22 protein-coding genes and 1 pseudogene are annotated in these 21,821 nt (G+C 68.7%); 6 read left to right on the top strand and 17 right to left on the bottom strand.

The annotated features are described in order from the left end of the window. Positions 1 to 610 precede the first annotated feature (610 nt). The 3 genes from ACLJPL_RS33170 to ACLJPL_RS33160 all read left to right on the top strand — a co-directional run bounded on the left by ACLJPL_RS33170 (position 611) and on the right by ACLJPL_RS33160 (position 2,796). Positions 611 to 937, top strand: a complete 327-nt coding sequence (locus ACLJPL_RS33170) for a nucleotide disphospho-sugar-binding domain-containing protein (RefSeq protein WP_411084662.1) — start codon at positions 611 to 613, stop codon at positions 935 to 937. Positions 938 to 1,040: 103 nt separating this feature from the next. Continuing rightward, on the top strand, positions 1,041 to 1,871 hold the full coding sequence (locus tag ACLJPL_RS33165; RefSeq protein ID WP_411084661.1) for an NmrA/HSCARG family protein: 831 nt from the start codon (positions 1,041 to 1,043) through the stop codon (positions 1,869 to 1,871). 145 nt (positions 1,872 to 2,016) lie between these two features. Further along, complete coding sequence (locus tag ACLJPL_RS33160; protein ID WP_411084660.1) at positions 2,017 to 2,796, top strand: TetR family transcriptional regulator; 780 nt, start codon at positions 2,017 to 2,019, stop codon at positions 2,794 to 2,796. Positions 2,797 to 3,192: 396 nt separating this feature from the next. Here the strand turns inward: ACLJPL_RS33160 and ACLJPL_RS33155 are convergent, their stop codons facing one another. The 11 genes and pseudogenes from ACLJPL_RS33155 to ACLJPL_RS33105 all read right to left on the bottom strand — a co-directional run bounded on the left by ACLJPL_RS33155 (position 3,193) and on the right by ACLJPL_RS33105 (position 15,497). Beyond that, entirely contained in the window at positions 3,193 to 4,563 is a 1,371-nt protein-coding gene (locus ACLJPL_RS33155) for a tryptophanase (RefSeq protein ID WP_411084659.1), read from the bottom strand. Continuing rightward, a complete protein-coding gene (locus ACLJPL_RS33150) occupies positions 4,536 to 5,783 on the bottom strand; it encodes a tryptophan dimethylallyltransferase family protein (protein WP_411084658.1) in 1,248 nt (415 codons plus the stop codon). Before ACLJPL_RS33150 ends, ACLJPL_RS33155 begins: the two co-directional genes overlap by 28 nt. 344 nt (positions 5,784 to 6,127) lie before the next feature. After that, the gene (locus tag ACLJPL_RS33145; RefSeq protein WP_411084657.1) at positions 6,128 to 7,477 is read right to left on the bottom strand and encodes a cytochrome P450; all 1,350 of its coding nucleotides are present in this window, start codon (positions 7,475 to 7,477) and stop codon (positions 6,128 to 6,130) included. Continuing rightward, on the bottom strand, positions 7,474 to 8,079 hold the full coding sequence (locus ACLJPL_RS33140; RefSeq protein ID WP_411084656.1) for a GTP-binding protein: 606 nt from the start codon (positions 8,077 to 8,079) through the stop codon (positions 7,474 to 7,476). Before ACLJPL_RS33140 ends, ACLJPL_RS33145 begins: the two co-directional genes overlap by 4 nt. Further along, positions 8,054 to 8,443 (bottom strand): DUF742 domain-containing protein, encoded by a 390-nt coding sequence (locus ACLJPL_RS33135; protein ID WP_411084655.1) that lies wholly within the window; start codon positions 8,441 to 8,443, stop codon positions 8,054 to 8,056. Before ACLJPL_RS33135 ends, ACLJPL_RS33140 begins: the two co-directional genes overlap by 26 nt. After that, a complete protein-coding gene (locus tag ACLJPL_RS33130; protein ID WP_411084654.1) occupies positions 8,440 to 8,838 on the bottom strand; it encodes a roadblock/LC7 domain-containing protein in 399 nt (132 codons plus the stop codon). The genes ACLJPL_RS33135 and ACLJPL_RS33130 overlap by 4 nt, the downstream gene beginning before the upstream one ends. After that, entirely contained in the window at positions 8,835 to 10,070 is a 1,236-nt protein-coding gene (locus ACLJPL_RS33125) for an ATP-binding protein (protein WP_411084653.1), read from the bottom strand. Before ACLJPL_RS33125 ends, ACLJPL_RS33130 begins: the two co-directional genes overlap by 4 nt. Positions 10,071 to 10,966: 896 nt before the next feature. Continuing rightward, a pseudogene (locus tag ACLJPL_RS33120) lies at positions 10,967 to 11,293 on the bottom strand (IS5 family transposase); the annotation flags it as partial. 1,273 nt (positions 11,294 to 12,566) lie between these two features. Further along, positions 12,567 to 13,130 (bottom strand): GNAT family N-acetyltransferase, encoded by a 564-nt coding sequence (locus ACLJPL_RS33115; protein WP_411084652.1) that lies wholly within the window; start codon positions 13,128 to 13,130, stop codon positions 12,567 to 12,569. A 17-nt stretch (positions 13,131 to 13,147) separates the two neighbouring features. Further along, a complete protein-coding gene (locus tag ACLJPL_RS33110; RefSeq protein WP_411084651.1) occupies positions 13,148 to 14,137 on the bottom strand; it encodes an IS481 family transposase in 990 nt (329 codons plus the stop codon). Positions 14,138 to 14,234: 97 nt separating this feature from the next. Next, the gene (locus tag ACLJPL_RS33105; RefSeq protein ID WP_411084650.1) at positions 14,235 to 15,497 is read right to left on the bottom strand and encodes a hypothetical protein; all 1,263 of its coding nucleotides are present in this window, start codon (positions 15,495 to 15,497) and stop codon (positions 14,235 to 14,237) included. A 107-nt stretch (positions 15,498 to 15,604) separates the two neighbouring features. Between ACLJPL_RS33105 and ACLJPL_RS33100 the strand changes: the two genes are divergently transcribed. Further along, positions 15,605 to 16,243, top strand: coding sequence for an alpha/beta fold hydrolase (locus ACLJPL_RS33100; RefSeq protein ID WP_411084649.1), 639 nt, complete (start codon positions 15,605 to 15,607; stop codon positions 16,241 to 16,243). Positions 16,244 to 16,272: 29 nt separating this feature from the next. Here the strand turns inward: ACLJPL_RS33100 and ACLJPL_RS33095 are convergent, their stop codons facing one another. Beyond that, positions 16,273 to 16,770 (bottom strand): serine hydrolase, encoded by a 498-nt coding sequence (locus ACLJPL_RS33095; protein ID WP_411084648.1) that lies wholly within the window; start codon positions 16,768 to 16,770, stop codon positions 16,273 to 16,275. Here ACLJPL_RS33095 and ACLJPL_RS33090 point away from each other — a divergent pair. Then, complete coding sequence (locus ACLJPL_RS33090; protein WP_411084647.1) at positions 16,769 to 17,584, top strand: phosphotransferase enzyme family protein; 816 nt, start codon at positions 16,769 to 16,771, stop codon at positions 17,582 to 17,584. The genes ACLJPL_RS33095 and ACLJPL_RS33090 overlap by 2 nt on opposite strands. A 5-nt stretch (positions 17,585 to 17,589) precedes the next feature. On the opposite strand, the gene ACLJPL_RS33085 is transcribed toward ACLJPL_RS33090, so the two are convergent. The 5 genes from ACLJPL_RS33085 to ACLJPL_RS33065 form a co-directional block, all read right to left on the bottom strand. Beyond that, a complete protein-coding gene (locus ACLJPL_RS33085) occupies positions 17,590 to 17,994 on the bottom strand; it encodes a serine hydrolase domain-containing protein (protein ID WP_411084646.1) in 405 nt (134 codons plus the stop codon). Then, complete coding sequence (locus ACLJPL_RS33080; protein ID WP_411084645.1) at positions 17,995 to 18,198, bottom strand: hypothetical protein; 204 nt, start codon at positions 18,196 to 18,198, stop codon at positions 17,995 to 17,997. Between the two features lie 142 nt (positions 18,199 to 18,340). Beyond that, positions 18,341 to 19,234: an alpha/beta fold hydrolase gene (locus ACLJPL_RS33075; RefSeq protein WP_411084644.1), complete on the bottom strand. Its 894-nt coding sequence runs from the start codon at positions 19,232 to 19,234 to the stop codon at positions 18,341 to 18,343. Between the two features lie 13 nt (positions 19,235 to 19,247). After that, the gene (locus tag ACLJPL_RS33070) at positions 19,248 to 20,000 is read right to left on the bottom strand and encodes an SDR family NAD(P)-dependent oxidoreductase (protein WP_411084643.1); all 753 of its coding nucleotides are present in this window, start codon (positions 19,998 to 20,000) and stop codon (positions 19,248 to 19,250) included. A 69-nt stretch (positions 20,001 to 20,069) separates the two neighbouring features. Further along, complete coding sequence (locus ACLJPL_RS33065; RefSeq protein WP_411084642.1) at positions 20,070 to 20,741, bottom strand: SDR family oxidoreductase; 672 nt, start codon at positions 20,739 to 20,741, stop codon at positions 20,070 to 20,072. A gap of 90 nt (positions 20,742 to 20,831) precedes the next feature. Here ACLJPL_RS33065 and ACLJPL_RS33060 point away from each other — a divergent pair, with 90 nt between their 5' ends. Further along, the gene (locus tag ACLJPL_RS33060; protein ID WP_411084641.1) at positions 20,832 to 21,773 is read left to right on the top strand and encodes a cupin domain-containing protein; all 942 of its coding nucleotides are present in this window, start codon (positions 20,832 to 20,834) and stop codon (positions 21,771 to 21,773) included. The last annotated feature ends 48 nt before the right edge of the window (positions 21,774 to 21,821 follow it).

The raw sequence follows: 21,821 nt of genomic DNA, 5'->3' as shown, positions 1-21,821 counted from the left end.
ATCTCCCTGGGCCCTGAACAATCAGACCTTCGAGCAGTACCTCAGTACGGGACTCGACGTCGCCTACCTCCTGGCCGGACTCGAAACCCGCACCTGAGCAACAGCATCAGAGGTTAAAGAACAAGCTCAGGCCGACCGCGGCCCCAACGACCCTCCCTTCTAGAGGGGCAAACTCTGCTGAGCGTCACCGGGGCAGCTTCGCCGTGCGCTCGGGATGGGCCGCGGTGACATGGTGCATGGCGGTCTTTTCCGTGGTCCCGAAGAGCCTCATCAGCCGGAGGAGTCCGCTGTTTCTGCTGCTTCGTTGAGAATGCGGTCCTGGCGCAGGCGGACCAGAGTTGGGCATGGCGGCACGTCGGCGGCCGGTACACGTGCGGGTCCCGGTGACGATGGCCCGCCCCTCGGGGTGGTCGCGTACGACGGCGCTCAGGGCGCGTGCCACCAGACGTTGGCGTGCTTCTGGCGCTCCTCCAGGTCCCGCAGCCTTTCGGTGAGCAGGTGTGGGCAGCGTCCTGGCCGCGGCGGCCGAGGTGGACGCCGAGTTCGTCCTCGCCCTCGGTGACGACTCCGATCTCGATGCCCTCGGTACGCTGCCGGACAATGTCCGCAGGTGGGCTGGACACCGCTGTCCACCCCGCTGACCGCCTGCGACGCGATCATCCATCACAGCGGCTCGGGCGCCACCCTCGCCTCCGCCCGCACCGGTGTCCCGCAGGCCGCCGTCCCGCACGGCGCGGACAACTGGATCAACGCCGCCATGATCGAGCGGAGGGGCCAGGGGCTCCGCCGGGACGCGGAGCAGATCGACGCGCAGCTCCTCGACACGCTGCCGCACGACCACGACATGCGTTCCGGTCCCCGTGAGGCCCGGGCGGTCCTCGCGGCGGAGCCCGGGCCCGACCTGATCGACCCACGACTCCAAGCGCTGACCGAATGATTCACATCACTTCGATTTGACCTCGATTGCGATTGAGGTTCAAGAATCCATTCCAGTGCGCCCCTTCGCGCCTGACCGTGAACGACCCGACAAGGAGCATGTGTTGACTGACCAGAAGATCATCCTCGTACTCGGTGGCACCGGTAACCAGGGTGGCGCGGCGGCCCGCGAACTGCTGTCCCGGGGCTGGTCGGTGCGGGCACTCGTGCGTGACCCCGACAAGCCCGAGGCCCAGGCGCTCAAGGGACTGGGCGCGGTGCTGGTGCGGGGGGATCTCGAGGACGTCGCCTCGCTGCGTGCCGCCGCCGAGGGCATCCACGGCGTCTTCAGTGTGCAGGCGCTCGCCTACGAGCCGGAGACGCTCGCTGCCGAGGTGCGTCACGGCAAGGCCGTCGCCGACGTGGCGAAGGAGGCCGGCGTCACCCACTTCGTCTACAGCTCCGTGGGCGGCGCCGAGCGTGAGACGGGCATCGACCACTTCGAGAGCAAGGCCGAGATCGAGCGCCACATCAAGGCGCTCGGCCTCCCGGCCACCATCCTGCGGCCCGTGTTCTTCATGAACAACCTGCTCCACTTCGCCGACGTCGAGGGCGAGCGGGTGATGTCGCTGCCGGTCAAGCCGGACAAGCCGATGCAGTTCATCGCCTCCGACGACATCGGTGTCTTCGCGGCCGACGCCTTCGACCGGCCGGCCGAGTTCATCGGCAGGGAGATCGAGCTCGCGGGCGATGAGATCACCTTCCCGCAGGTCGCCGAGGTCTACGAGCGGATCACGGGCACGCCCTCGCGCCTGGAGCCCCTGCCCATCGAGGAGCGCATGTTCGAGTGGTTCGCCGAGGAGGGCTACCAGGCGGACATCCCGGCCCTGCGCGAGCTGCACCCGGGACTGCTGACGTTCGAGCAGTTCCTCGCCCAGCGCCTCGGCACGTCCTGACCCTGCGCGAGCGGGTCCCGTGGGGCTTCGGCGACAGGCGCCGGGGCCCCACGGGGCGCAGCAGGAACGCGTGGGCCGGGATGCGACACGGGGTGAACGGGCTGCGCGGTCACTCGGGATGGGACAACAGCTTCAGGAGCGCTCCGTGGCCCGGCAGGAAAGAGCCGTGCGCACGCGTCAGGCGTTGATCGGGTCCGCAGCCGCGGTGTTCGACAGCCGTGGATTCGCGGGGGCGGCCCCGGGCCTGATCAGTTCCGGAGCCGGGGTCGGCCCGGGCGCCCTGCATTTCCACTTCGCGAGCAAGGCGGTGAGCAGTGCCGGCGTCGAACGCGCGGCGGCCGGCACCCTGCGCGACATCGCCGGACAGGGCGCCGTCGGCCGCGGCCCCGCCCTGCAGGCGCTGATCGACGCCTGGCGCCTGGTCGCCCCTGCCCTCGCCTCGGGCGGCGGGATGCGGGCCGGCCTGCGGGCTGTGCCGGGAGGCCCGCTACGAGCCGTCCAGCGCTCTGCGCGACGCGTGGCCGCGCCACGTGCGGCGGCGGCTCGCCGTGGGGGGCCGCCGATCATCTCCAGGTCCCGCGCCTGGGATGTCGGCACGGTCCCCGGGGCCGTCGTCCTGGTCGTCGCCGTTCGGATCGTGGACGGTGCGGACGATGTCCTCGTCTTCGTCCGGCTCGCCGTTGAGCGCGCGGAACAGGCGGGTGGCATTGCAGGCGGGCGCCCAAGCCCGGCCGGTGCATTCGTCGTCGTGCGGGCAGGGCGCCGTCACGTCGAACCCGACGTCGCTTTCGCCGTCGACGTCGCTTTCGCCGTCGATGTCGCTTTCGCCGTCGACGTCGGTGCGCAGGGCGAGGGCGAGGGCGAGGGTGAGGTGCTGCTGACCGAGGCGGATCTCCGGGACCCTCACCGGCCTCGGCCCGGGTGAGGAGGAGGCCGGGCGGTACGCGCGGGAGTCCCCGGCGGGAGGGGGCTTGGGCGCAGTGGCCTGGCTGGAGGCGCCGGCCCGGACCCTGGGGCCGGGGTGCGGCCGCAGGTACTGGCCCCGGCGTTGCCTACCGGCCCGGTTTCACCTCCGCCGCACTGTATTTGCGTGGTGCCCGGAGCCGGACTCGAACCGGCACGCCGAAGGGCAGCGCGGTTCAAGCCGAGGAAGGGTCTCGATGGCAGGCCCGGAACGGTTCGTCCCGTCGGCATCGGTCCGGGGCCGAGCGGGCGCCCCCCGCGCCTCGCCGGGACCCCTGCCGCGCCCGCCCTTGCGGCCGGCCTCCGCGAAAGACGTCCGCCTCGTCACCGCGGAGCAGCGGGCACCCGTCAGGGCGGATCAGTCACTGGACCGCACGGGTTCGAGTTCGATGCTGAAGTGGCGGAGGATCGGCGACTGGCTCGTGATGCGGTAGCCGCTCACCGACCCGGGGTCCTTGGCTATGTCCGCCAGGACCGCGGCGACATGGTCGTAGTGGCTTCGGGTGTAGACCCGCCGGGGAAGTGCGAGCCGCACGAGTTCGTAGGGGGCCGTCCTGACGGGATTTCCTTGCTCATCCTCTTCGCCGAGGTACAGCGAGCCGAGCTCCGCCGAGCGGATGCCTCCGCGGAGATAGAGCTCACAGACCAGCGCGGTGCCGGGGTACTGATGGGGGGGAATATGGGGCAGCAGGCGCCCGGCGTTGACGTAGAGCGCGTGCAGGCCCGAAGGTTCCACGATGTCTACCCCGGCCTCGCGGATGCGGGCGGCGAGGTGGGCGGCGATGTCGGCGCGTTCGGCGAGGTAGGCCGGTTCGGTGACTTCGAGGAGCCCGCGGGCCATCATCTCGAGGTCGCGGCCGGCCAGGCCGCCGTAGGTGGTGAACCCCTCGGTGGCGATGAGCAGGCCCTCGCACCTCTCGGCGATTTCCGGGTCCTTCAAACCGATGAAGCCGCCGATGTGGACGATGCCGTCCTTCTTCGCGCTCATCACGCAGGCGTCCGCGAGGCGGAACGCCTCCTCTGCGACCTGGCGGGGCGTGTGGTCGGCGTAGCCGGGTTCGCGCCGGGTCACCAGCCAGGCGTTCTCCGCGAACCGGGCCGCGTCCAGGACCAGGGGGACCTCGTGGAGGCGGCACAGTTCCGCGGTCCGGCGCAGGTTCCCCATCGCGACCGGCTGACCGCCGCCACCGTTGTTGGTGATGGTCATCACCACGGCCGCCACGGGCCTTTGCGGGTTCTTCAGCTCCTGTTCGAGGGCGACCAGGTCGATGTTGCCCTTGAACGGATAGTCGCTGTCGAGATCCTTCGCCTCGGCACAGGGCAGGTCGTACGCGTGGCAGCCGGTCAGCTCGACGTTGGCGCGGGTCGTGTCGAAGTGGGTGTTGGACAGCACGCTCGTGCCGGGCTTGAGCAGCGCGGAGAACAGGATGCGCTCGGCGGCACGACCCTGGTGTGCGGGGAGGATGCGGGGGTAGCCGGTGAGTTCGGAGACGACCTCGTGCCATCGGTAGTAGCTGCGGCTGCCTGCGTAGGACTCGTCGCCGTGCATGCCCGCGGCGAGCTGGTCCGCGGAGATGGCGCCGGTTCCCGAGTCGCTCAGCAGGTCGATGGTGACCTCGTCGGCACGCAGGTCGAAGGGGTTGTAGGCGACCCGCTTCAGCGCGGCCTCCCGCTGCGCTCGCGTGGTGAACGCGAGCGGTTCTACGACTTTGATGCGGTACGGCTCCACGTGTCTTCCTTCTGTCCGGTGTGCGGGCTGAGGTGGTCTGCGGCCTTGTGGGTGAGGGCCGGGCCGCGTTGGGCGGGTGCGAGGTCGATTCGCGGGAACTGCTCCTGCGGCGGCCGGACGCCGTAGGCTTCGGAGGACAGATAGGCGGTGATCCGGGGCGTCCTGTCCCGCTCGTGGACGAGAGCGAGATAGGCGATCAGCCCTACACCGTCGGCGAGCTGTCGCTGTGTGAGAGCGCGCAGGCTCCGGCTCAGGACCGTGGGGTCCATGCCGAACCGGATCAGCAGGGCCCTCGCCCGGGCGAGGGCCTCCTCGTCGTCGCGGACGTAGTCGCGCACCGGTATGTGGAGCGTGAAGCCGCTCGGCTCGGCGTCGCCCTCGGTGAAGGAATGGCAGGTGAGCGCAGGTCGCCGCAGGAGCCGCGGCGTCCGGTCCGCGCCCCGCGACGGCCGGATGGGGGACCCCGCAGCCATCTGGAAGAAGTACCGGATGTCGGCCGCCGCGGCCCCAAAGGTAGGGCTCAGCGCGCAGGCGTCGGCGGCGGACATGCGTGGGTGCTTCACATACACCTTGGTACGCGGCGCCTTCCAGGCTCCCAGGTCCAGCGCGAGGAACGGGTATCCCGCCCCCGGGGGAAGCTTCGCGAAGGCGCTGGCGTAGCCGAGTCGGCGCAGCGCCTCTTTCACGGTGCGCGCGGCGTGCTCGGGGCCGGCGGCGGAGGGGTTCACGTAGACCTTGACCCCGGGGGCCCTCCCGGGGCGCAGGTCCAGCGCGTACCACAGGGCCAGTGGCCCCTGGGCCGCGGTGGGGAAGAACAGGTCTTCCAGGGCGTCGAGTTGGCCGGTGGGGAAATTCCAGCGGTCAGCTATCGCGCGGATGGCCTCCAGCCCGGCGCGAGCGCTGTCCTCCATGGTGCCGTGGACCCATCCCGGCTCCAGGAGCACCCTGAGTGAGGGGGCCTGGTCCGCCCGGCAGGCGAGGGAGAACTCGACGGGCGTGTGGTCATCGGACAGGAAGCTGGGCGATGCGGGGGGCAGGGACAGAGGTCGCTGGGCGGCGCCGGCGAGGGAGGCGAGCAGGACCTGTCCGTACAGTGCGGTGTCCGTCTCACTCAGCCCTACGATGGCGCCGAGCCGCCGTAGTTGGCCCAGTACGTGGTCGCCGAGCCTCTCGTCGCCGGCTTCGGTCTTCGCTGTGCCGGGTTCGGGCAGGGTGGTCATCACGTCCCCAGCGCTTCGCGGTGCCGGGCGCGCGCGGAGAGTGCCGAAGCGCGGGAAGCGGGCCCGTCCGCGGGAGCGGGGAGGGCTCCGTCGTGGCAAGCCGGTATCCGGCCCTGCGGCTTGTCGGGGTCCCCTCCCCCGCGCGGTCTCCTTCCCCTGGTCGCGGTGCGTCGTGCGCCCGGCCGGTTTTCTGCGGAACAGAACGCGGAGGTTGCGAGGTCCACTGCCTCTCCTTCATCTTGTGTCACTCCGGACACTCCGCGCTGTCTTACCCGAGTTGTTGATCTTTTATGCGAGTCGGCGACAACTCCCCCGTGACGCCTGCGCCCATGGGCGTTCGACGGCTACTGACCCGTCAGCCACTTCACAAAGCTGCTCCAGCGCCCCGGCTTTCCGCCGGTGAACTGCGACGCCGAGGGTGCGGGCGCGTCCGGGACGTGCGCCCCGTCGTACGGTGGCGCCTCCTGCGGTTCCGGTCGGGCCCCGGGAGGCGGGGTGATCGCACCGAACCGGACGGGCAGGGAGGCCAGGGCGCGGTTGAACGGGCCGGGCCGCCAGACGAGGCTGTCGGCGGGGACCGCGAGTTCGACATCGGGCAGCGCGTTGAACAGCGCCTCCAGCCCCGTCAGGGCGATGAGCCGGGCCGGTTCCTTCGACGGGCACGCGTGCGGGCCCGCACTCCACGCGAGGTGGCCGCGGGTGTCGGCCCCCTGGTCCGCCAGGGCTGTGTTGGCGGCGCCGAAGGACACCAGGACCAGCTCGCCGGCGTGCACCTTGTCGCCGGCCACGTCCGTGTCGACGACCGGGTAGTGCGGCGCGTAGTTGAACATCGGGGTGTTGCGCCACAGGGTGTCGTCGAGGGCCTTGTCGAACTGGCCGTTGCGCGCGTACTCCTCGTTGGTCAGCATCGTGTAGAAGCCGTTGCAGATCAGGTTGCCCTCCGGCTCACCGCCCGCGCCGAGGAGCAGCACCAGGGTGTGTGCCAGTTCCTCGTCGGTCAGCTGCGCCGGATGCTGCATCAGGTAGGACGTGATGTCCTCTCCCGGCTGGGCGCGCTTGAGCGCGACCAGTTCGCCGACCGCCCGGAGCAGGACCTGGCTCGCTTGTTCGGCGTTGACTCCGTCGAACATGCCGGCGATGCCGAAGAGCACCCGGTCGCCGATCTCCGCCGGGCAGCCGAAGAGCTCGTTGAAGACGTACAGGGGAAGCTGCTGGGCGTAGTCCCTGCGCAGGTCGGCCGAGCCGCGGGCGCTGAACTGGTTGATGAGGAACTGGGCGGCCTGGTTGACGATCCGGCTCAGCCGGCTGTTGCTGACGCGGGCGAAGGATTCCGTGATGGCCTGACGCAGCCGCAGGTGCTCGGCGCCGTCGGTGAACATGCAGTTGGGCCGGTAGGCCAGCAACGGCAGGACCGGGCTGTCGGGGCTGATCTTGCCTTCGCCCAACGCACGCCACCGGCGTGAGTCCTTGCGGAAGGTCGACGGGTTCTGAAGGAGGTCCAGGGCGGCGCTGTAGTCCGTCACCAGGGTCGCGTCGACACCGGGTGCGAGGGTGACGGGCGTCGTCGGGCCGAACTGACGCATGTACCGGTAGTACGCGTGCGGGTCCGCGGCGAATTCCGGTGTGTCCAGGGGTATTCGTTGGCCGCTGCCGTGTGCGGGGCAGCCGGGCGGGGGTACGGGGGGCGTTGTCATGCGTGCTCCAGAGCGGCGCGCTTTTGCAGGTAGCGGACCATGGTGATCAGGGCGTTCACGGACGACCTCTTGTCGCGTGCGTCGATGGTGACGACCGGGGTGTCGGGCAGCAGGTCGAGCGCCGTCCGGACCGCCTGGGGGGTGTGCTCCGAGCCGCCGTCGAACTTGTTGATGGCGACGGCGAAGTCGAGACCGTAGCTCTCGACCAGGTCGATGACCTCGAAGCTGTCCGCCAGTCGCTCGGGGTCCACCAGGACCAGGGCCCCCAGCGCTCCGCGGGCCATGTCGTCCCACAGATCGACGAACCGCTGCTGTCCGGGCGAGCCGAACAGGTACAGCACGATGCGCTTGCTGAGGGTCAGGCGGCCGAAGTCCAGGGCGACGGTGGTCGTGGTCTTGCCCTGTACGCCCTTGAGGTCGTCCACCTGCTCCGACAGGCTCGTCATCTGCTCCTCGGTGGACAGCGGCGCGATCTCGGAGAGCGAGCCGATCAGCGTGGTCTTGCCGACGGCGAAGTGCCCCACGACCAGGATTTTCACCGCGGTCTGCTGTGCACCACTGCGCACGTAGGCGTCCTCAGACAGGGAGGGCCTTGAGACCATCGAGCACCTCCTGAAGAAGAGTTCTGTTGGCGAGACGAGCTGCGGGCACCGGTGAACGGGTGAGGAGGTAGCCCCCCTCGGCGAGCGAGCTGAGCAGGACCTTGACGATGCCCAGAGGCAGTCGGCAGTGCGCGGCGATCTCCGCGACCGACAGGTAGCCGTTGGAGCACATCTCCAGGACCTGCCGCTCCTCGGGAGAGAGCCGCTGGGGGCGCTGCCGCTCGTCGGTGGCCGTGGTGACGAGGGTGATGAGGGTGAACGTGTCCTCGCCGGGCAGGTCACGCCCACGGGTGATGACATAGGGCCGGACTAATGCGCCGGCCTCGGGCTCGAACTCCGGATCGGTAGGGCCGGTAGCGGTCATGAGGTGACCGGGTCGTTGCGGCGGCCGGAGGACATCGCCTTGCCCAGTCGGCTGACGAGCTGCTGCATCCGGTAGGTGATGTCCCCCATGTCGACCTCGGCGGACGCCGCCACGGCGAGGTAGGAGCCGCCGCCCGCCGCGTTGAGGAAGACCCAGCCGCCGTGGAACTCGATGAGCGTCTGGCGCCAGGCTGCACGGTCATCGCCGCAGAAGAATCCGATGGACCGGCTGAGCGACTGCAGTCCGCTCACCGCGGCAGCCACCTTGTCGGCGTCGTCCCGGCCGATCTCCGCCGTACGGGACATCTGCAGGCCGTCTGCGGAAATCAGGACGGCGTGGAGGGCGTGGGGTATCGCCAGCGCGTCCTCAAGCATCCAGGACAGGTCGTCGCTCACGGGATATCGGTTCCTTTGTGTGAATCGGCAGGACTGGACACATGGTCGACGGCCGGTGTCCCCGTACTTCGGCCGTTGACAGTGCCGCGCTGAAAGGCCCCCATGACCGCGACCCGGGCCTCCGGCGACCGGGCGGCCGGCGGAGAGGAGTCCTCGGCCCGGCTGTCCGTCACGGGAGAGGAGTCCTCGGCCCGGCTGTCCGTCACGAGTGCCATGCCGCGCTTGTTCCGCCGCTGGGGCAGCCCGCCGTGCGTCGCCGCCGCATCCGGACCGCGTGACTCCGACCGCGAACCGGCCTCTCCCGTCGCGGCCGGGTTCCTCGGCTCCGGCATATCGGTCAGCAGCTCCTTCGGCACCATCACCACTGCGCGTACTCCTCCGTACGGAGAGGTGCTGTCGATGTTGACCGTGAAGCCGAAGCGCGCGCAGAGCGCGCCGATCACCGCGAACCCGAACGCCGGAGGGTTGCCGAGTTCGGAGACGCTCACCGCGGCCCCGCTGCTCAGCAGGACCGAGGCGTCCGTCTTCTCCTCCTCGCTCATACCGACACCGGCGTCGTCGATCACGATGCAGATGCCCTTGGGCACCGTGCGCACGTTGACCTCGACCGTGGACGCCGGCGCCGAATAGCTGGTGGCGTTGTCGAGCAGCTCGGCCACCGTCAGCGCGACCGGCTCGACGGCCCTGCTGGTCACCGCGAAATCGACCTGCGACAGGACGTCGACGCGCTGGTAGTGCCGGATACGGCCCTGGGCCCCGCGGATCACGTCATAGACCGACGCGGCCTCCCGCTGCCGGCCGAGCCAGCCTCCGCACAGAACGGCGATGGACTGCGCACGCCGGTTGAACTGCGCGTTCATGTGGTCGACGTCCAGCATGTCCCGCAGCACCGGCGAGTCGCCGTACTTCTTCTGCAGCCCGGAGATCGCCCGCTGCTGCTCCGCCGCGAGGCCCTGGAGCGTCTGCATCGCCGACTTCAGCACGGTGTTGGTGGCGTTCTCCGCCTCCTCCCTGGCCTGCCTGACCACCTCGGCGTAGCCGTTCCGCAGCTCCTCGACGGTGGATTCGAGACGCGTCCGGCCGACCTGGAGTTCACTCAGGCCGGCCTCCACGCTGCGCTTTTGATGGCGCAGCGTCCTGATCGCTTTTCGCTGGCGGACGACAACCGTGGTAGCGACAGGGACGCCGGCAGCAAGCGCCCAGACTGTCGGATCCTGCCAAAAATTCGTCATGTAACTCTCTTTGAGCGGCTGGAGTCCAGCTCCCGGACGCAGTCTTGGCGAACCCCCGGTCGGGGAAGCCCCTACCACTTCGGGGAGCCCCCTGGCAGTAGCCATGCCGAGGAGAAAGCTCACGTGGCATGTGCCAAAATCCTATCACCGGACGATCATGACGCTTCGTCAAGTGAGCCACGCCGTACCTCTCTTGGCGAAAAACCTGGACCGGGACCGAACCGGGACCGAACCGAGGCCGAACCGGGGCCGAACCGGGGCCGAACCGGGGCCGGTGAAGGGGATGCGACAGAGACGTACAGACCCCCCCCCGGGGGGGTCAGACGTCCGGCCCTATCCTGCCCGGCCCATCGCACCCCCGGCGAGGCGGGGCCGCCCCACACCCCGAGCCCCCCTCCCCCCCACCACACCCCGGGAACCGCACCCGACATGATGCCGCCCCAGCAACGGGCCACGCACGCAGCCCACACGACAGCCCCGCCGCCGCCCGACAGAAGCCACTCCGCCCACCCCCCGCAGCGCCCGTGGCCGCCACCGACAGCACAGGCGGACCCCCAGGCCGAAAACCAACCCTGCCCCGCAATCGACCAGCCCTGCCCCGCAGCCGAGAACCAGCCCTGCCCCGCAGCCGAGAACCAGCCTTGCCCCGCAGCCGAGAGCAAGCATTGGCCCGCAACTGAGCCTTTCAAGCACATCAGGTTGATCACTGGACTGCGCAGGCGACCGGGCCGCCTTTCCGCCCCGTGCGGTACTCATCCCCGCCCCCGTCGACTTGACCAAGTAACCAAAGGCCCGCGTCCGGCCCAGCCGGCACGGCCCGCATCCCGACCGGGCCGCATGCGCGTGGCCCTCGCACCCCTGACGAACAGGGCAGGACAACGGGATCGCCGCCACCCCGCCCCGGCGGCGTGCTGGTGTGCCCGGACGATCGTGGAGTCGACCGAGACGATCCAGTCGAGGTCGTCCTCGGCGTCTGCCTGAGCCAGCAGGGCAGTGAAGACCTTCTTCCAAGTGCCGTCGGCCGGCCATTTCCGCAGCCGGTTGTAGGCGCCCTTCCACGAGCCGAAGTGCTCAGGCAGATCTGTCCACGGTGTTCCGGTGCGGTACTTGAACGCGATCGCGTCGATCACTTGCCGGTGTTCACGCCACCGCCCACCTGGCTTCGGCGTCCGGTCCGGCAGCAGCGGCTCGATGCGGGTCCACTGGGCATCAGTCAACGACACCCATCAACCAACGATCCGATGGCTACTGCTCAACTGCCCTGACGCCGCTGATGCTCTCGAAGACATCGAACACGCCTGGCGTACTGCCCGGCCTGCGACCTTTGGGCGCGATCAATCGAAAGCACCTGGGGATCTGCCGCACGCTCGTACAACTCAACCTCGAAGGAGTCCGCGTCCGTTTCGACGAGCCGGGCCAGGGCGTCCCGATCCTGCTCAGCCGTCGGACGCGCTCTGACCTCGTCCCTCCATGCCTGGCCACTCGCCTTGGCTTCGTCCATCCCGCCAATATATGCGCGGGCAGCAGCGTGCGAAATCCGCACGAACCAAGATCCGGAAGAAGCGCCCTAGGTGCCCCCTTTCACCACTCACGCCATTTCAGATCGTGCGGCCGTGAAGCTATCCTCGGTACCAAGAAGTGTGGGCAGCACCGCCGTACGGCGGCCTCGGATCACTCCCCAAAAGTCATCGCAGGCCGCCCAAGAAGTAGCTGCGGCGGGGTGCCCAGTTGCTCACGCGGTGGCGGGGGGCCGCTCCATTTTCGATGGAGCGCGGAGGGCGGCACGTGTGCCCCGGTCTTCCAGCTCAGGAACTTTACTGGGGCGTGGGAGGTCAAGGCCCGCCCACCAGCGACGCCCATCCGGTGTGGTCTCGACACCAACGTCGCGAGGGCCGAGAGCTGATAGGGCACGCATGTATTGGGTGTCCCGAAGCACCTGGTCGTCGTCACCCGGGGGCATGTCCTGCCGATGGCTGAGCGCCAGGACCATCACCTGGTTCCGTTGCTCGTCGTCGGCCAGATGAAGAGAGATCCGCCGGCCGCCGTCCTCCGCCGCTGAACGGACCAGTAGCTCTACTGCTTGTCGGGGGCGGTCGTCCTTGGGCCGGTATCCCCACCGGTGCAACACATCAGCGACCTCCCGGCCCACGCGAGCAGCGGCGGCCGGGCTCGGCGTGAGAGCCCAATTCCGCACGCTCCGGCCGCGGATCGTGACGGGAGCAGGGAGTGGAGCGTCCTGCTGCTCCGGCCGGGGAGGCTCAATGGGCCTCTTGGGCGGCGGCGGAGTCTTCGGCGGGTAATCGGGACGGTGTGGCGACACAGCAGCCTCCCGGCAGGAACGGAGACGTCCATCGTAGGCTTCCGACTCCCGGGCGCGGGAGGCTTCGAACCAAACCCGACGGTCACTCCGAATCACCACGTTGTACAGCTCGGACACCCCGAGGAGTGTGACCTCGGTGACTGAAGGAACGCGGCCCAGTGGGAGGTGCAGCCCGGTCACGATTGCAGTGCGGAGCGGCGCGCCTGCCACTCCCGCTCCAGCATCCCGTGAACTACGGAGTCCCGCCATCGACCCTTCTTGTTGACGTGCTCGCGGATGATGCCCTCCTCCACCATTCCCGCTGCGGCCATGGTGCGCGCTGAGGCGGTGTTTTCGGGTGCTCTGGCACCCCAGACTCGGTGCAGCCCAAGCTCCTCAAACGCCAGCCCCAAGAGAAGGTTGACAGTTTCGAGGCCGTAGCCGCGCCCCCAAACGCTCGGACGGAGCGCGAAGCCCACAGTGGCAGCGCGGGGTTGATGCGGGTCGTGAGCCAGTCGACCGAAGCCGATCAGCTCTTGTCGCAGGTCGACGACGGCCAGGCCGTATTCGGTGCGAGGTGTTTCCTGCGAGTTTTTCGTCGCGCGCTGCACGATGCCGCGCACCTGGTCGTGGGTGCGCGGCTCGAAGGAAAGGTGCGTTGTCGCCCTGTCGCTGCCGTAGATCGCAAAGACTGCGTCCGTGTCCTCCTGCTGAAGTTCACGGAGTCGGAGCCGGGGACCAATGTGCGATACAGGGTTCACGAGCGCACCCTATCGGGCTAACTGTATTGATCCGCAGGGTTGTTGACGCGGCTGATAGGCGGGTGTCCGTCGAGTGCGGTGTGGCTGCGGTGGTGGTTGTAGGTGTGGAGGAAGTCTGCCAGGGCTGCGGTGCGTTCGTCGTTGGAGGTGTAGGGCCGCTGGTAGGCCCATTCGTCGGCCAGGGTGCGGTTGAAGCGTTCAACTTTGCCGTTGGTCTGGGGCCGGTAGGGGCGGATCTTCTTGTGGGCGATGCCGACCGAGGTGACGCTCTGGGTGAACAGCTTCGACTTGTAGCAGGCGCCGTTGTCGGTCAGGACGCGTTCGACCCTCACACCGTGAGCCCGGAAGAAGGCGTTCGCCCGTTGCCAGAAGGCGATGGCGGTGTGCTGGCGTTCGTCGGACAGGATCTCGCTGCAGGCCAGGCGGGAGTGGTCGTCGACCGCGGAGTGGATGTAGTGGATGTAGCTGTAGCCGATCACCGGCTTGCAGCTCCTGCGCTGGGTGGTGGTGGCCTGACGATTACGGTCGCCGGCCGTCCTTCCGACGGTTCGCCAGCCGCCGCCGGGAATGTTACCGAGCTTCTTGATGTCGACGTGGATCAGTTCTCCCGGCCGGTTGCGTTCGTAGCGGCGGATCGGCTCGCCGGTGGGCCGATCGAGCCAGGCCAGGCGGTTCAGGCCGTGGCGGACCAGAATGCGGTGCACGGTCGAGGCGGGAAGTCCCAGGATCGGGCCGATCCGGGCCGGGCCGAGTTTGCGGGCCTGCCTTAGATCGCAGACAGCGGCCTCTGTGCCGGGGGTCGTGCGGTGGGGCGTCGTGCGAGACCGACTGGAGCGGTTGTGGAGGCCGGCCTCACCCTCGGCCCGCCAGCGGCGAACCCACTTATGGGCGGTGGGCCGCGATATGCCCATCTCTGCGGCGACGTGGGCGACCGGACGGCCCGCGAGGACTCGCTCGACCAGAATCCGCCTGCCGTGAATGGTCAGCCGGGCATTACGGTGGGACAACCTCCGTTGGGTGCAGTCCTACACAGCTCCACCACATCGGAGGTCTTCGTCATGTTCAAGACCTACCGGGTGTCAACAACGCTCGTGATCAATACAGCTAACTGCGGCGGCTCGGCATCAGAGCGGGACGCTGAGGAGGGAAGGCCGTGATCTCCTCGCTCAGCTCGCAGGCGGTGACGGCCGTGCGTGCAGTGCTGTACCGCAGGGCCTCCCCAACACGCGTCACGGAGACGATGATTCCGTTGTTGCGTAGGGTGGGGGAAAGGTCGAGCACAGGACGGATTGCCGCTGCTGCACCCTCGACATCGCCACTGTGCAAGCGCACCAGGGAAAGGTTGCACTGGGTGCCGGCGAGGTCTCCGAACGCCCAGTCCTCAGTCTGCACGTCGCTGAAGCCGGTGACTGCTTCCTCCGCCTGCCCGATCAACGCGGCATTGCCGTGCCTGAGGAGGGCTTCGGCCTCCACTGCGTAGTAGAGCTGCTTCGTCCGGGAGTAGTGCAGCAGGCCACCGATTTCGTCAAGGTCGTCTGGGACCATGCGCTCACGCAGTTCGTCCGCTTGTGCGGTGACGGTGCGCACCGTCTCCTCGTCTCCCAGCCGAGCGGAGGCACGTGCTTGAAGACCGAGGAGCCACGGGGTGACGGTGCCGCGTAGACCCTCCGCGATTTCTGTTCCCTTCCTGGCGTAGAAGAAAACGTCGGTGGGCCGGTCGGCCCAGTATTCGATCAGAGATTGGAGCCCTTTGACGAGAGCCAGGAGTCCAGGGTGTTCGGCATCCTTTGCGGATGCAGCCGCGACAAGCGTCATGATACGAGCCTGGTCACGATCCTCCAGGTCGTTGAATCCCTTGGCGACGAGGAAGCTGACCACTGCGGCCAAGAAGTTCACGTCACGTAGCTGGGACGGGTTGAACCGCCGCGTTTCAATCAGATGTAGCACCTGATCCTGTGTGTCGAGGAGATCTTCCCAGATGTCCCCGAGAGGGACGCGGGGGTACTCGCGGACGAGCCGTGTTACTTCGGTTTGAAGCACCGGCAGGGAGTTCCCTCCCGCCCGCTGCTGGTCGTTGTCGAGCAGGAATTTCCGAGCACGTCGGACCGCCATGGCGCCTGTCCTTCTCATCTCGCCGACTGCCATGCCGGAGTTGACATGGCTGAATAACGGTGACGCGGGCGTCACGAGTACATGGAAAAGGTCGCCTTCAGGTGCCTGTTGCCACAGCTCGTTGAAGGTCATTCCCAGCATCGCGACGATCACCGGACGAAAGGCGTTCTGAGGCCGTCGCTCCTGATACAGCCAGCCTTCGACCGTCTTGTCCGCCCGCAAGTCATACGGCCCACCTTCCAGCGAAGCCGCCACACTCTTGTACCGGTGCAAGAACGCCGCTGCGCTCCGGATGCCCTGGCCATCCAGCAGTCTGCGGAAGTAACGTAGCCATCGTGTCTCCCTGATCTGGGAACAGCCTGATGACCGCGCTCGGGCACGAGCGCTTCACCGTGGTCGGCCATGACATCGGCATGTGGACCGGCTATGCGCTGGCCGCCGATCACCCCGAACGGATCGCCCGGCTCGCGGTCGCAGAGGCGGCCATTCCCGGCCTGACCGCGTCACCTCCCCTGTTCGGCGACGCAGCGGTCAACGACCGTCTGTGGCACTTCGCCTTCAACCGCCTCGTCGGCATCAACGAGCAACTGGTCCAGGGGCGTGAACAGCTCTTCTTCGGCCACCAGTTCGCCGTGAAGGCCGCCCGCCCCCTGCCCGACCACGCGATCCGGCACTACGTCGACACCCTCGCTGCCGATCCCGCCGCGCTGCGCGCCAGCTTCGCGTTCTACCGTGCGCTGGAGGCCACCATCGCGCAGAACGAGCAGCGCAGAACCCGCCGTCTGAAGTTGCCCGTTCTAGCGATCGGCGGTTCACAGAACCTCGGCGCGGCGGTGGCGGCGACCATGGAGGTGGCCTCGGACGACGTGGCCGGCGTGGTTATCCCCGACTGCGGCCACTTCCCGGCCGAGGAAGCGCCGGAAGAACTGCTCGGCGCGCTGCGGCCCTTCCTCGCGCCCTACCGGGACCAGGGTTCCGCCTCACAGAGCATCGGCTCCTGAGGGCGTCGAAAGGCCGGTGCCTCAGTTGCTCAGTTGCAGAAGGCGGTGTCCGTCGCGGACATGACTGCCTTGGCGCTCTCTTCCGCGTCGCTGAAGGTTCCGGGGGGTGCGGTCACCGCCAGGCCCACCGAGCGGCCGTCGTCGGTGGCGCCGCCCCGGGTTTCGTAGCCGTCGATGTCGCCGCCGTGCCCCCAGTACTCGCCGCCGCAGCTCAGCGGGATGCTGAAGACGCCGCGGCCGTAACGCCATCCGGGCATGAGCGGCGCGTCGACCATCTTGCGCATCTGGGCCAGTTGCTCGGGGGCGAGGAGCTTCCCGTCGAGCAGGAGGCCGGCGAACTTCGCGAGGTCGCTCGGCGTGGAGATCACTCTCACGGCCTTCGTCTTGATCGGTGCACCCTGGTCGGAGCACATGATCAGACGAAGGCCGCCCCACTGCCCGGCGAACGCCCAGGTAAGCGACCTAGTTCGAGGCGTATTTCGGGGCGTCTCCACACGCAGCCGGTTTGGCGATAGCGTGATCGGCATGACGGCCGAGGGAGAGACAGCAGAGAGCGAAGCCCTGGTCGGCGGCATGGTGAACGCGGGCGCGGTCTTCCGTCGCGGTCCTCTGGTGGAACGTCCAGCGCCGCCCACCGCGCGCGCCCTCCATGCTCATCTCCTCGCGCTCCGAGAGCAGGGGTTCGACGCGGCTCCGAAACCGGTCCGTCTCACCGCGAACGGCCGCGAGCAGCTGACGTTCATTCCCGGCGACGTCGCCCTGCCTCCGTTTCCGCGCTGGGTGATGACCGAGACCGCCCTGAGGTCGCTGGGAAACCTGCTGCGTCGCCTGCACGACGCCAGCTCGGCCATCCCGGTCGACACCTGCGTCGCGTGGCCCCGATCCCTGGCCGACCCGGCCGGAGGAACGATGCTGTGCCACAACGATGTGTGTCCGGACAACGTCGTCTTCCGCGACGGCCGCGCCGCAGGACTGATCGATTTCGACCTGGCAGCCCCAGGCCGAGCCGTGTGGGACGTCGCCATGGCCGCCCGCTACTGGGTACCCATGCTCGATCCCACCTCCGCGGCAGCCCTATACCCCACAGCACTGGACACCCCGAGGCGCCTGCGGATCCTCGCCGACAGTTACGGCCTCTCCCCACGCGAGCGTGCTGAACTGCCCAGCGTCATCGAACAGGCCACCGCAACTTGCCGGGCTTTCGTCGCCGACCGAGTGGCCAACGATGATCCCGTCTACGCCCAGGCACTGTTCGAGGGCAATGGTTGGCAACGCTGGGACCGCATCCAGGGATGGCTGACGGCCCAGCACGAGGTGTTCACGACTGCCCTGTCGAACTGACGGGCTCAGAGGTTAAAGAACAAGCTGAGCCCGGACGCGAATTCTGCCGGGTGGGCCGGAGCCGCGGCGAGCAGATCATGTGGATGGAAGAACTTGTGCTGGATCTTCGCGAAGTCCTCCAGACCTATGCACTCGGTGTAGTTGGGCAGGCCGCTGACGTGCTGCAGCAGCTGCCGGACGGTGATCTTCCTGCCGTCGATGCCCTCGCCCCGTACCACTCCGGGAAAGTACGTCTCGATGGGCTCGTCGAGCGCGACCTTGCCCTCGGCCACCAGTTGCAGGACCACGACGGCGGTGAACGTCTTGGTGCTGCTGCCGGCCCGCACGTAACCGTCGTGCGGGACCGGAACCTTTTCGCCGAGCCGCGCGGTCCCGGAGAGCAGCGAAGAGGTACGGCCGTCCTTGCGCACTCACGCGAAGGCGGCGGGGGACTCGCCCTCGCTCACCAACGAGTCGAGGCTCTTCTGCAGGGCCCTGTCCGCGCCGCCTCGCACAGGCGCGTCCCGGGAAGGATGCGCCACTGCCGCAACGGTCGTGGCGGATCCCACCAGGCTGACCGCCGCGATGACCAACAGGCCCTCACGCAGCTGTGAGGTGGTCTTCTTCGATGTCATCAACACTCCCTGATGCTCGTACCGACACAAGGAATCTTGCCGAGGACGGCAGTGCAGATCAGTAGCGCTGACCCCCGAATACCGCCTGGACCCCCCACCGCGAGGTGCACCTGAGTACACCCCCGGATGCCCGCGGACAGGGTCATGCGTCGACGACGGCCCGGATGGCGGCGGCCACCTCCCTCGGCGCTTCCGACTGCGGGAAGTGGCCTACGCCGTGGAGGGCGGTCACCCGCGCTTCCGGGAGCATCTCCCTCGCCTTCTCCAGCACATGCCGGCCCGATACCGGGTCGGCGAGCCCCCAGACCAGGCCGAGCGGCCCGTCCCAGGCGCGAAGGGCGGCCTCCCACCGCGCGTGATGGATGTTCCGTTCGGTGTTGTACCGGATCAGCAGATGCCCCAGCTTGTGCCCCTCATCGTGGGCCACCCCACGCCACAGCTCGGCCATCTCACCTTCGCCGATCTTGGCCGCGCCGCGCACACCGTTGAGGCCGGCGCGCATGCGGTCCCGGGTGATGAGACCGGCGACGAACCGTCCCAGTACGGGTTTCATGAGCAGCTTCTGCAGCGACGTCGGCCGGTAGGCGGAGTAGACGATGGCGCAGTTCAGAATCGTGACACTACGGACCTCGAAGCCGAGCGCCCCTCGGCGGCGGCGGTCCAGCAGCTCCTGGCCGACGATGGCGCCGTAGTCGTGGACGACGAGGTCGACCTCTTCCGGCCCGAGGTGGCGTACGACCTCCTCGACGGTGTCGGCGGCTTCGGCGACCGAGTAGGCGTAGGGGTTGGGCTTGGCGGACATCCCGTAGCCGGGGAGGTCGAGCGTGAGGGCCTCGTGGTCCGCGGCAAGATCGGCGGCGACCGCGGCGAAGTCGTAGGACCAGGTCGGGAAGCCGTGCAGCATCAGCACGGTGGCACCACGCCCACGCCGCCGGTAGGCGATCCTGTGTCCAGTGCTCGTCTTGAGCGTCTCGCACTCCGCGATCCACCGTTCCGCGCCGCCTGGAGTGCCGTTCCCGGTCTGTCGCGTGTTCATCGTGATCGCTCCTCTACGAGATGGACATGCCGCCGTCGACGGGCAGGTTGACGCCGAAGACGAAGGACGACGCGGGTGAGGCCAGGAAGACGATCACATCGGCGACCTCTTCCGGCTGCGCGGGACGGCGAGCCGGGGTCGCCTGTGTGAACGCCTCCATCTGCTCGCGGAGTTGCTCATTCGCGGGCGTCAGGATCACTCCCGGGCTGACCGTGTTCACCCGGACACCCGCCGGGCCGTAGTCGACGGTCCACCCCCGGGTGAGGGACTCCAGGGCCGCCTTCGTCGCGGAGGTCAACGCGATACCCGGCACCGCCTTGTTCGCCGCGACCATCGACACATTGATGATCGCCCCCCGGCCCCGCTCCGCCATCTTCGGCCCGATCATCCCGACGAGCACGAACGGGGCCTTCACATTGACCGCGACGGACCGGTCCAGATCGGCTCCCGAACTCTGCGCGCTCGACATGAACTGCTGGGCCAGGAAGGCGTTGTTGACCAGTACGTCGAGCCCACCGGTGCGCTCTTCCGCCTCACGCGCGAGACGGGCGACTTCCTTCTCCTTGGACAGGTCGGCCAGGATCAGGTCCGCGCGTCCTCCGGCGGACCGGATCTCGTCGGCCACCGCGACACCGCGCCCGGTATCCCGCCCGTGGACGACGACGTGCAGGCCAGCTCGGGCCAGTGCGATCGCGGTCGCCCGGCCGATGCCGCTGGTGGATCCGGTGACGAGCGCCGTGCGCAGTGCGGGACGAGTCGGAGACATATCAACCCTTCTTGTGAGGACAGCAGTTGGTGAGGGAAGTCGCCATGTCCGACGGCAGGCGACCTCGGTTCACGCGGCGAGAGACGCCTTGGTCTCCTTGGTCTCCTGGTCGGCGAGGACCTCCGGTGCCCCGGCCTCCAGGCCGTCGAGTGCGACGGTCACGACGTCGGCCGGGTCGTTCTTGGCGATGTCCCAGCCCGCCATCATGTCGGTGTCGGTCGAGCTGAGGTAGAGGCCGGTGACCTGGGTGCCCTGCCCGGCCAGTTCCAGGCGTACCCCGTTGGTCATGCTCCACGCGGCGGCCTTGGACACGGCGTAGGCGTTGACGCCCGGGTAGGAGATCCAGGACATGCGCGAGTTCAGGTTCAGGATGCCGCCCCCGCCGTTGCGGGCCAGGATCGGCGCGAACGTGCGGATCATCCCGAGCGGGCCGTAGAAGTTCGTGTCCAGTTCCTGCCTGATCTTGGCGAGATCGCCGGTGACGAGGTCACTTCCCGTGGCGGTTCCGGCGTTGTTGACCAGAAGGGTCAGGTCGGTGGCGACGGCCGCGGCGGCGGCCACCGCGTCCGGGTCGGTGATGTCCAGGGCCAGCGGAATCGCGCCGGGTACGTCGACAGTCCGGGGGTTCCGAGCGGCGGCGTACACCTTCGCCGCACCGCGCTCCAGGAGCTGCTGGACGAAGTGCCGGCCGATGCCGCGGTTGCCGCCGGTGACGAGTGCGATGCTTCCTTCAATGTTCATGAGGAAAACCGTAGGGCGCGCATATGCGTTCCTCAATGACGCAATGACTCACTTACCTATCCGAACCACTCATCCTGTTAGCATCCAGAGATGACGGATGCCTTGACCGGACTTATCGACGCGCAGGTCGTCCGCGGCGTGCTGGGCACGCGGATCGCCGCCGGGGACGACTGGGGGTGGTGGTCGCACCGGGGGCCGGGGGCCGCCTTCCACGCGGTGACCTCGGGCACGGTGTGGATCGCTCCCGAGGGCTCCGACCCGCTGCAACTCCGGTCCGGAGACGTGCTCCTGCTCCCGGGAGGCCGAGCACACGCCCTCGCGAGCGATCCCGGCGCGATCGCCCGCACCTCACCGGAGTGGTCCGACGGGTACACGCTCGCTGCCGACGGCACTGTCCGGATGGGCCACGGGCAGGCGCACACGCACATCCTCTGCGCGCACTACACGCACGACCCCACGACCTCCGCGTCCTTCCTGGCGGCGCTGCCCGATACGGTCCTGCTCCGCGGCCAGGGCGACGGCGGCGGCCTCGCCGAGACGGTCCGCCTCGTGGGCCGCGAACTGACGTCGCCGCGGCCGGGCAGCCAGGTCGTCCTCGCCCGCCTCGTGGACGTCCTGCTGGTGCAGGCGCTGCGCGACTGGCTCGAACGCGACGAGGGCGGCTCGGCATCCCCGCTGCACGCCCTCCGCGACCCCGTCGTCAGTACGGCGATGGCCTTGATCGACGCGGAGCCCGGCCGCGCCTGGACGATGGCGGAACTCGCCCGCGCGAGCGCCGTATCGCGCGCGACGCTGGCCCGCCGCTTCCCCGCGGCCCTGGGTGAGACCCCGGCCGCCTACCTCACCCGACGGCGCCTCGACCTCGCCGCGCGCCGCCTCCGCGACACCGGCGACTCTCTCGAACGGATCGCCCAGGATGTCGGTTACACCTCGGTGTACGCGTTCAGCCGCGCCTTCCGCCGCGCGCGCGGCGTACCGCCCGGCCGATTCCGTACGGCATCCCGCACGGCCACGGCCCACCTGAACGGCTAGCGCCCCGCCTCCTGTTGCTCACTCCGCACGTCGGTGGCGCGGAGCCCG

Source organism: Streptomyces sp. cmx-18-6, assembly GCF_046548915.1.
GTDB lineage: Bacteria > Actinomycetota > Actinomycetes > Streptomycetales > Streptomycetaceae > Streptomyces.
Note: the sequence above shows the minus strand (reverse complement) of the source record. Positions and strands in the feature narration are given on the sequence as shown.

What these genes read in the sequence shown, in the direction of transcription:
- ACLJPL_RS33125 (WP_411084653.1), bottom strand. Translation starts at nt 10,070, where the DNA reads ATGACGAATTTTTGGCAGGATCCGACAGTCTGGGCGCTTGCTGCCGGC.
- ACLJPL_RS33150 (WP_411084658.1), bottom strand. Translation starts at nt 5,783, where the DNA reads ATGACCACCCTGCCCGAACCCGGCACAGCGAAGACCGAAGCCGGCGAC.
- ACLJPL_RS33140 (WP_411084656.1), bottom strand. Translation starts at nt 8,079, where the DNA reads ATGGTCTCAAGGCCCTCCCTGTCTGAGGACGCCTACGTGCGCAGTGGT.
- ACLJPL_RS33060 (WP_411084641.1), top strand. Translation starts at nt 20,832, where the DNA reads ATGACGGATGCCTTGACCGGACTTATCGACGCGCAGGTCGTCCGCGGC.
- ACLJPL_RS33090 (WP_411084647.1), top strand. Translation starts at nt 16,769, where the DNA reads ATGACGGCCGAGGGAGAGACAGCAGAGAGCGAAGCCCTGGTCGGCGGC.
- ACLJPL_RS33095 (WP_411084648.1), bottom strand. Translation starts at nt 16,770, where the DNA reads ATGCCGATCACGCTATCGCCAAACCGGCTGCGTGTGGAGACGCCCCGA.
- ACLJPL_RS33070 (WP_411084643.1), bottom strand. Translation starts at nt 20,000, where the DNA reads ATGTCTCCGACTCGTCCCGCACTGCGCACGGCGCTCGTCACCGGATCC.
- ACLJPL_RS33145 (WP_411084657.1), bottom strand. Translation starts at nt 7,477, where the DNA reads ATGACAACGCCCCCCGTACCCCCGCCCGGCTGCCCCGCACACGGCAGC.
- ACLJPL_RS33065 (WP_411084642.1), bottom strand. Translation starts at nt 20,741, where the DNA reads ATGAACATTGAAGGAAGCATCGCACTCGTCACCGGCGGCAACCGCGGC.
- ACLJPL_RS33100 (WP_411084649.1), top strand. Translation starts at nt 15,605, where the DNA reads ATGACCGCGCTCGGGCACGAGCGCTTCACCGTGGTCGGCCATGACATC.
- ACLJPL_RS33075 (WP_411084644.1), bottom strand. Translation starts at nt 19,234, where the DNA reads ATGAACACGCGACAGACCGGGAACGGCACTCCAGGCGGCGCGGAACGG.
- ACLJPL_RS33080 (WP_411084645.1), bottom strand. Translation starts at nt 18,198, where the DNA reads ATGACATCGAAGAAGACCACCTCACAGCTGCGTGAGGGCCTGTTGGTC.
- ACLJPL_RS33135 (WP_411084655.1), bottom strand. Translation starts at nt 8,443, where the DNA reads ATGACCGCTACCGGCCCTACCGATCCGGAGTTCGAGCCCGAGGCCGGC.